Origin of the sequence: Thalassolituus sp. UBA6592 (assembly GCF_002433655.1) — a bacterium.
Taxonomy (GTDB): domain Bacteria; phylum Pseudomonadota; class Gammaproteobacteria; order Pseudomonadales; family Oceanobacteraceae; genus Venatoribacter.
This window is the reverse complement of the sequence record NZ_DJIO01000104.1, coordinates 1-8,120: the sequence shown is the minus strand read 5'-3', so window position 1 is coordinate 8,120 and position 8,120 is coordinate 1. Positions and strand designations below refer to the sequence as shown.

At 50.8% G+C, this 8,120-nt stretch carries 9 protein-coding genes; all 9 read left to right on the top strand.

Annotated elements, in window-relative coordinates; translation table 11 throughout:
• A partial coding sequence (locus B2Z72_RS09660; RefSeq protein ID WP_296981734.1) for a hypothetical protein occupies positions 1-657 on the top strand: 657 nt, incomplete at its 5' end.
• Between the two features lie 88 nt (positions 658-745).
• A complete protein-coding gene (locus tag B2Z72_RS09655; protein ID WP_296981736.1) occupies positions 746-970 on the top strand; it encodes a helix-turn-helix transcriptional regulator in 225 nt (74 codons plus the stop codon).
• Positions 971-972: 2 nt separating this feature from the next.
• Positions 973-1,236, top strand: a complete 264-nt coding sequence (locus B2Z72_RS19305) for a helix-turn-helix domain-containing protein (RefSeq protein ID WP_414716702.1) — start codon at positions 973-975, stop codon at positions 1,234-1,236.
• Positions 1,237-1,357: 121 nt separating this feature from the next.
• Positions 1,358-1,714: a hypothetical protein gene (locus B2Z72_RS09650; protein ID WP_296981738.1), complete on the top strand. Its 357-nt coding sequence runs from the start codon at positions 1,358-1,360 to the stop codon at positions 1,712-1,714.
• Positions 1,715-1,933: 219 nt separating this feature from the next.
• Positions 1,934-2,452 (top strand): hypothetical protein, encoded by a 519-nt coding sequence (locus B2Z72_RS09645; RefSeq protein ID WP_296981740.1) that lies wholly within the window; start codon positions 1,934-1,936, stop codon positions 2,450-2,452.
• Between the two features lie 158 nt (positions 2,453-2,610).
• On the top strand, positions 2,611-6,090 hold the full coding sequence (locus B2Z72_RS09640) for a class I SAM-dependent DNA methyltransferase (protein ID WP_296981742.1): 3,480 nt from the start codon (positions 2,611-2,613) through the stop codon (positions 6,088-6,090).
• Between the two features lie 147 nt (positions 6,091-6,237).
• The gene (locus tag B2Z72_RS09635) at positions 6,238-6,552 is read left to right on the top strand and encodes a hypothetical protein (protein ID WP_296981745.1); all 315 of its coding nucleotides are present in this window, start codon (positions 6,238-6,240) and stop codon (positions 6,550-6,552) included.
• 437 nt (positions 6,553-6,989) lie between these two features.
• Positions 6,990-7,310: a DUF4258 domain-containing protein gene (locus tag B2Z72_RS09630; RefSeq protein WP_296981747.1), complete on the top strand. Its 321-nt coding sequence runs from the start codon at positions 6,990-6,992 to the stop codon at positions 7,308-7,310.
• Positions 7,311-7,312: 2 nt separating this feature from the next.
• Entirely contained in the window at positions 7,313-7,762 is a 450-nt protein-coding gene (locus B2Z72_RS09625; RefSeq protein WP_296981748.1) for a hypothetical protein, read from the top strand.
• Positions 7,763-8,120: the final 358 nt, after the last annotated feature.

Here is an 8,120-nt window from a genome sequence, read left to right as displayed (position 1 = left end):
CAGATCAGGTCTGAACTAATTCATTTCAACATTCACATTGAGGCTCACCGTTTTATGTTCGGTGCGCTCATGGTCTCATCAATTCATCCACCTGCTTGGCTTGTCGGCGATTTTAGCGGAGTGAATCGAACTCAGGAATTTCTGGACAAGAAACGCGATGTAATTGCTCTAACGTCTTTCATTAAGCGAACTGAAACCGACTATCCTTTGCATCAATTTAAAGTGATAGATAACGAGCTGTCAGGAATGTCAACCACTATCTCAGCTATGATCCATACCCTACAGCACCTGTCTAAAGATCCAAATATTTCTGACGACATTCAATTACTGAGAAAGAATCTAAATAAAATCTCGAGCAACCTACGAACACTTAGAACGCCAAAGCTCTCAGATTTGCTCAATGAGACAATTCAGGTTTTCGACTTAATCCAGAACTATGAAATTGATTTTTCACAGAACAAAAAGTACAGAAACTCTCGTAGAAATTTCTTCATATACAAGCTATCGCAATACTTCACTGAACATTTAGGTTCTCCGCGCAATAGTGATGTAGCCAATATAGTGCGGGTAATCTTCGACTTAGAGTCCTTTAGCATAGGGTCTGTTAAATCCATTAACAGAAAAATCAAACAACAGCTGGGGTCAAGGTTTCTCTAATTTTTCTCTGAATCGTTGACTCACACCGCCTCCTGTCCTGAACAGATACTCCCCATGTCAGTTCAAATCAACACAGGAAACTATCTGAATGACTAAGCACACACCAACTTCCCCATACGAAATCTGGCGCCGCCCACAGGTCGAGAAAGTCACCGGCCTGTCCCGCAACAGCATTCACCGCCGAATCGATGACAACCTCTTCCCAAAGCCAATCAGCCTCGGTGGCCGATCTATCGGTTGGCGCTCCATCGATGTTATGGCCTGGCTTGATCAGCAATCAGCTGCTGCCGGCTACGATGTGGAGTGCAAATAGCCATGAAAGGTATGAAACACCCAAACACGAGCACTGCTCAGCGTGAAAGATTTCTGACGTCGTTAGAGAGCGCTGGCGGCCGCGGTATCAGCACGCTCGAAGCCCGTAACCTCCTCGATATATTGCACCCCAGTGGGCGCATTAAGGAATTGAGAGAGCAAGGCTACGAAATCACCACCATCTGGTCACGAGAACAAACAGCCACACGTGAACATCGTGTAGCACGATACGTTCTGATATCAGAGTCAGATTGCGATGCCTGCTAACAAGCGGGCTAGGGTGAAGGGGCGCGGGGAAACTGGGCGCTTCGTAGCAATCCCTCATTCAGTACTACAACACCCCGATTATCAAAGCCTGACAGGAGCAGCAGTCAAAGTCCTGATAGCCATGCTGACGCAATACAACGGCCGGAATAATGGTGATTTATGTCTGGCACCGGCGGTTATGCGCAGCTATGGCTTCAGAAGCAGCGACACGCTCAACACTGCCAAGAAGCAGCTGCTGAAGCATGGACTGATAATCGAGACGCGCCCCGGCCGCTTCACTAACCCCGGCGGCATATGTGCACTGTACGCTGTGACATGGCAACCCATCGATGAATGCAACGGAAAGATCGACATCGCTCCAACAGCAGCACCGCCGCGAAGCTTCTCCGTAGAAAACCAAACAGCCAAAGAGCAACAGAACACCCTGTCCGAAAACCGGAGCCAGTCGCTCCGGCAACCGGACCGATACAGACTATGAGCCTGACCAAATGAATATGACAACACCACCGTCGCTCCGAAAACCGGACCGATAGAAAGCAACACCGCGTCCGGAAACCGGACACCTTTATAAATTACCATGGGGTACGCCAGATACTGGGCCCATATATGAACCGCAGCCCCGGAGATATACCGAGGTTTTTTGAGTCCGACAGAGGGGTATCAGCAAGTGGAAAAGCGGAAAAACGGCCGGCCATCCTTGTACAAGCCTGAGTACGCAGAGACCGCCCGAAAGCTTTGCCTGCTGGGCATGACAGACTCTCAGCTGGCCATTTTTTTCGAAGTCAGCGAACAGACCATTAACAACTGGAAAAAGCGCCATGGAGAGTTTGCCGAGGCACTCACTCAGGGCAAAGCCATTGCAGATGCTGACGTAGCTGTTGCCCTGTTCCGCCGTGCAATTGGCTACACCACAACCGAACAAAAGATCATTGCCACCCCAGATGGGCCCAAAGTGTTCGAATTAAAGAAGACACTCCCTCCAGATGTTGGCGCGGCACGCTTCTGGCTGAAGAACCGGCAGCCACAGCATTGGCGGGAGAATGTCGATATCCCTGCAGACCCGAACCAATTCCCGGGGCCATCTGAAGAAGAACTGGACGAGATATATGAGGAAAGCATGGAGAAGAGCAGGAAGCGGGTTGAGGAAATGGCCCTGACGAGCCGTGGCACGAGGCTGGGTATCGCAACAGATACCGTCGGAGAAACCGCCGACTAAAAGAGTTTCAGAGGATCGGGAATCGCAGCCACGGGTCCCCTACATTGGTAACTCGGGACACAGAATCTCAGTTTTCACGGTCTATCCAGCACCCCGCAGGTTTTAATGAACTACTCAGCAGTGGCACAATAGCGCCATCATAAACGGAGCAGTATCAGATGGACGTCCCGGTAATCAGCACAGAAGCCACCGAAGCCTTTATCACCCGCTGGAAAGACAGCATGGGGACAGAGAGGGCGAATTATCAGCTGTTCCTGATGGAGCTGTGCGAACTTCTGGAACTCCCGAAAGCGGACCCAGCCAGTGAAGATACCCGCGATAACGCCTATGTGTTCGAACGCAGGGTAATCATCAAAAAGCCAGACGGTACAGAAACCAATGGCTTTATCGATCTCTACAAGCGTGACAGCTTCGTGCTGGAAGCCAAACAAAGCGGCCTGGCTCTGGACTCTTCGGGCTGGGATAAAGCCATGCTGCGCGCCCACAATCAGGCCGATCAGTACGCCCGTGCCCTGCCGGCAGATGAAGGCCGGCCACCGTTTATTATTGTCACCGACGTTGGCCGCAGCATTGAACTCTACTCCGAGTTCAGCCGCTCGGGCGCAACTTACACGCCCTACCCTGACGCGCTCAGCCATCGCATCAACCTGCAGGACTTACACAAACCAGAAATTCAGGAGCGTCTGCGCGCCGTCTGGTTAAACCCGCTCAGTCTCGACCCCAGCCGCCGTTCCGCCAAAGTTACCCGCGATATTGCCGATCAGTTAGCCAGGCTGGCCAAATCATTGGAAGCCGATGGCAACCCGCCACAACTGGTGGCCGACTTCCTGATGCGCGCCCTGTTCACCATGTTCTCAGAAGACGTGGGCCTGCTGCCGGAACGCAGCTTTACTGAGCTGTTGAAAGACCTTAAAAACAGCCCGGATGTCTTCGCTCCTATGCTGCAAGAGCTATGGAAAACTATGAACAGCGGTGGCTTTTCACCAATTCTCAGAAAAACCATACTCAAATTTAATGGTGGCCTGTTCGCCAGTGCCCATGCGATTCCGCTCGATCGGGATCAGATGACATTACTGCTCAACGCCGCAGAAGCTGACTGGCGTTACGTAGAACCCGCTATTTTCGGTACCCTGCTGGAACGCGCATTAAACCCGCGTGAACGCCATAAACTCGGCGCACACTACACGCCGCGTGCCTATGTTGAGCGCCTGGTACTGCCCACCATTATTGAACCTTTACGTGATGAATGGCAGGAAACACAGACAGCCGCATTAACCTACGAAAAGCAGGGCAAACACAAAGAAGCCGTGGCAGAAATCCGCGCCTTCCACCAGCACCTGTGTGATATCCGCGTACTCGACCCGGCCTGTGGCAGCGGCAACTTCCTGTATGTCACGCTGGAACATATGAAACGTCTGGAAGGTGAAGTGCTCAACCTGCTGCACGACTTAGGCGAATCACAGGGCCTGCTGGAGCTGGAAGGCGTAACGGTTGACCCACACCAATTCTTAGGTCTGGAGATTAACCCCCGCGCCTCACGTATTGCAGAAATGGTGCTGTGGATCGGTTATCTGCAATGGCACTTCCGCACCCACGGTAAAGTTAACCCGCCTGAACCTGTGCTACGCGATTTCCACAACATCGAAAACCGCGATGCCTTAATCACCTACGACAAACAGGAAGTGATTACCAACGACGCCGGCATTCCACAGACCCGCTGGGATGGTCACAGCTATAAACCCAGCCCTATTACCGGCGAACCCATTCCAGACGAAAGCTGCCAGGTAGAGCAATACCGCTATATCAACCCGCAAAAAGCCGAGTGGCCACAGGCGGATTATATTGTCGGCAACCCGCCGTTTATTGGTGCCTCTACCATGCGGCGCGCCCTTGGCGATGGTTATGTTGATGCCGTGCGCAGTACATGGAAAGAAGTACCGGAATCGGCTGACTTTGTAATGCATTGGTGGCACATCGCCGCCGAAACCGTACGCGCAGGCAAAGCCTTACAGTTTGGTTTTATTACCACCAACTCGATTAAACAAACTTTTAATCGCCGTGTGATTCAGGCCCAGCTGGAAGCGAAAAATCCGCTGACATTAGCCTTTGCCATTCCCGATCACCCTTGGGTCGATTCTGCAGATGGTGCGGCTGTACGCATAGCCATGACGGTTGGCTCCAGATTCAAAACGAATAGTCGCCTATTACAGGTAAGGGAAGAAAAGTCTGCCGAAAATGCTCAGGACGAAATTGAAGTAAAACTGACGGAACAGCAGGGAGTTCTATCCGCAGACTTACGAGTGGGTGCCAACTTATCTAATGCCCTATTTCTACGCGCGAACTCGAATATTTGTACCAAAGGTTTTGAGCCGGGACACTCAGATTTTGTTATCACCAAAGATCAACGTAGACATTTAGAAGACGTAAAAAAAGATTCCTCGAAGATCACTAGTCTTTACTTGAATGGTCGAGAGTTAATTGCTGGCGACTATTCAAACTACCTTATTGATGCGCATGGTCTTACACGCGATGAGTTGCAACGGCTTCATCCACGCATATTTCAATGGCTTCAAGATCGAGTGAAACCAGATAGAGAAACCAATAGAGATCAACGCCTAAGAGACAATTGGTGGTTACACCGAAGATCGCGGGAAGATCTGCGCCAAATGATTAACGGCTTGAATAGATACATACTTACCGTTGAGACGTCAAAGCACAGATTTTTCACTGTAGCACCACCTGACGCCTCTCCCAGTAACTTACTGGTTTGCATAGCAGTCAACTCTCTATTTTACATGGGCATCCTCTCCAGTCGTCTTCACATCATGTGGGCCCTATCTTCTGGCGGCACGCTTGAAGACAGGCCGCGTTACAATAAATCCGTTTGCTTCGAAACCTTTCCCTTCCCCGACGCCACAGCGGAACTGCAGCAAATAATCCGCGATCTGGGCGAGCGTTTAGACGCCCACCGTCAACACCAACAGGAACAGTTCCCGGAATTAACCTTAACCGGTATGTACAACGTGCTGGAAAAAATCCGTGCCGGTGAAACGCTGACAGACAAAGAAAAGGTGATTCACCAGCAGGGGCTGGTGTCCGTTCTGCGTGAAATTCACGACGACCTCGACCGCGCTGTATTTGCCGCCTATGGCTGGGATGATTTAGCCGACAAGTTAGTTGGTCTGCCCGGCGCCACAACGCCGCTGCCGGATAAACCGGAAGCTCAGGCAGAAGCCGAAGAAGAGCTACTGAAACGCCTGGTAGAACTGAACGCCCAACGTGCTGCGGAAGAAGCCAATGGCTATATCCGCTGGCTGCGCCCTGAATATCAGAACCCAGACGCTACGGACAAGAGCGACAACAAAGCGCAGGTGGCCTCACAGGGCGAACTCGCAGTCGAAACCGGAGCGCCGACACCAGCAACCAAAGTGAAGAAGGCCAAATGGCCTAAGCAAATGCGTGAGCAGGTCGCTGCCGTGCGCTCCTCACTGGAAATCGGTGAGCTGACCGTGGCCGCCATTGCCTCTAAGTTCAACGCGGGTAAGACCGTACCCGGCCAGATTGCCGGTGTACTGGACGCACTTGTTGAGCTGGGGATGGTGACCGCAAATGACGGCCTGTACAGCCTGAAAAGCTGACAGAAAGGGATGGCTGAGTGGGGCGGCGTCTCCCACATACGCTGGCCTGCTTAATAGCAGTCCGGCGACAGAAGCCTTTTCCTGCCTTCAGCCACAGCATGAGTGTACACCGGAGAGACACAACGCAGTCAATACACGGAGGTTGCGATGCCTGTAAAACCAGATACATCAGCTTCACACAGACCATGGCTTAAGCGGGTATTAAAAGCCGCCGCTTCTGCGCTGCTGATTGTGCTGCTGATTGTGCTGCTGGCTGCCGTACTGATCACGCTGGAGCTGAAAATCGGTATTGCCCACATAGTGACAACCGCTCTGGTCTGGCTGTTTGTTATCGCCATTGGATCGCCACTGTTAATGCTTTTCTTCCCCGCCTTAGGGTTTCCACTACTCTGGCTTATGCTGCTGCCAGAGTGGATTATGACGGCCATCAGGAGGCGTAAGCGAAGGAATAAATCGGAATAGTTGTCTGGAGCAGGCACTTTCCAAACAGTCCACGATTGGACAGGTCCGCCCCATCCATCATTGGTGCGGTATCAGTCGACCATTACACTACATATCATCCCAGACCAGGTTACTCAGAAGTAAAAGCCGTTCGTGAGGTCCCGTTTCAATCAAATGCCCCCCAAGGGTAAACCTACAGCTTGTTTAGCGATCTCTTTAGAGTACACTGAATGTAGGCAGTGCCCCTGAATAGTTGTCAGGGATTGATTGCCGTCATAGTGGCACCTTCGGGTGCCGCTTCTGTTTTACCCCTGACTTTCCTATCAATCAGACCAATTCGGGCCTATATTCAAAAGCTACTCGCTCAAATTCCCGACTTGTGTAAATATTACTCAAACCCCATTTACCTATAATAATTATAGCTATACTATGCAGAGCCCTGAGCAAAGGAGTAACTCATGGTTATCCAATTACCTCGCTTTAAGGCCGAGGACGTCAGGGAAGAGATACGCCGAATCGCTAACTCCGAAACCCATAATGTAGAGTTTTTACAACACGCTACTGAGCGTATGGAGCAGCGTGATATCACCTCCAGACAAGTACTGAAAGTTCTGCGGGATGGTGAACAAATAGATAAGGCGTGCTGGTGCACGGATAAAGAACGGGGATGGCGCTGCAAACTGAGCTGCGTCACAGCGGGCGACAAAGTTACCGTTGTCGCTAAATTAGTAGAGCGTGAAGATTCAACATGTCTGGTTGTAACCACTTGGGAGGGTTGAACATGTATCATTACACAATGTGTGGACTTGAGAATGTCTACCTGAAAAACGGCTATGAGCAGAAAGAGACACCTTCAGGTAAGGTCGTTTCAATCCATGATCTTGATGGACTGCATAAAGCCATTGGTAAAGGTCTGGCTACTAAAGATTCTGAGTTAACAGCGAAGGAGTTCAAGTTCCTTCGTGGCGAGCTGGACCTGTCTCAGCGGACTCTCGGCATGCTTATGGAAAAGAGTGATCAAATCATAGCCAAATATGAAAAAGGTGAACAAGCGATCCCTCGCCTGGTGGATAAGTCTATCCGTGATCTTTATATGGAAAGTATCGGTGAGGGCCCTATTGCTAACCTTCTGCAAAAGCTGGCACAACTTGATCGTAAAAACCGAGAGTTAACGCTTGAGCTGGAAGAAACTGAAAGCGGCTGGCTGTTTGACCACAGCGTGGCTTGCTAAGCCCGAACGCGGCACCTCAAGGGGTGCCGCTTCTGTTTTACCCCTGACTTCCCCCCTGTAGCCACCTCAGCGCAACACCCCATTACCGGGGTTAGATTTTTATTTGGGGGTACATATGGGGGTACAAAGATAAGAAACAGTAATATAAAACCCAGAATTACTGGGTATTAAGCAATGATTCGACCCTGTCTCTGGACCCGCTTAGCAATAAGCGGGTTTTTTATTGCCTGAAATACGCCCTCCATCATCGGTGACAAAGACCATCTTCTACTGGTTCTGATTCAACAGACTTATCACCGCATCCGCCGGAAAACAGCCACAAAAAACCCGGCCATCGCCGCAATGCTGTTCACTTAAG

Coding starts and splice junctions, on each gene's coding strand:
- B2Z72_RS09655 (WP_296981736.1), top strand. CDS start 746: ATGACTAAGCACACACCAACTTCCCCATACGAAATCTGGCGCCGCCCA.
- B2Z72_RS09640 (WP_296981742.1), top strand. CDS start 2,611: ATGGACGTCCCGGTAATCAGCACAGAAGCCACCGAAGCCTTTATCACC.
- B2Z72_RS19305 (WP_414716702.1), top strand. CDS start 973: ATGAAAGGTATGAAACACCCAAACACGAGCACTGCTCAGCGTGAAAGA.
- B2Z72_RS09630 (WP_296981747.1), top strand. CDS start 6,990: ATGGTTATCCAATTACCTCGCTTTAAGGCCGAGGACGTCAGGGAAGAG.
- B2Z72_RS09650 (WP_296981738.1), top strand. CDS start 1,358: ATGCTGACGCAATACAACGGCCGGAATAATGGTGATTTATGTCTGGCA.
- B2Z72_RS09625 (WP_296981748.1), top strand. CDS start 7,313: ATGTATCATTACACAATGTGTGGACTTGAGAATGTCTACCTGAAAAAC.
- B2Z72_RS09635 (WP_296981745.1), top strand. CDS start 6,238: ATGCCTGTAAAACCAGATACATCAGCTTCACACAGACCATGGCTTAAG.